The sequence below is a fragment of the Bartonella sp. MR168JLCBS genome, assembly GCF_042194175.1.
Genome location: NZ_JBHIMP010000068.1, coordinates 1,281 through 1,516, shown reverse-complemented (window position 1 = coordinate 1,516; position 236 = coordinate 1,281). Strand labels below are relative to the sequence as shown.

Genomic DNA, 236 nt, shown 5'->3' with positions numbered 1-236 from the left:
CAAAATGCTTGTTAAAGCGTATTCTATCACATGATTTTGACCAAAAATAACTTTGTCAACTTCTTGTTGTAGAATATCTAATTCTTTGTGTGCTGTATCAATACCGTCAATGATAACTTGAGCTTCGTTATTGATAGGAGTCTTCTTCATAGAATTGGATAATGTATCGCTTTGACTCATATGTGTTCCTTACGGCGGTTTGTCGCAAAATTGATAATTTTCTTTGTATGATTAAA

Annotated in this window: 1 pseudogene; it reads right to left on the bottom strand. The window is 32.2% G+C overall.

Annotated features, from left to right (window positions below):
- Nucleotides 1-180 (bottom strand): annotated as a pseudogene (locus tag ACFIK8_RS09110) (AAA family ATPase); the annotation flags it as partial.
- Between the last annotated feature and the right edge of the window lie 56 nt (nt 181-236).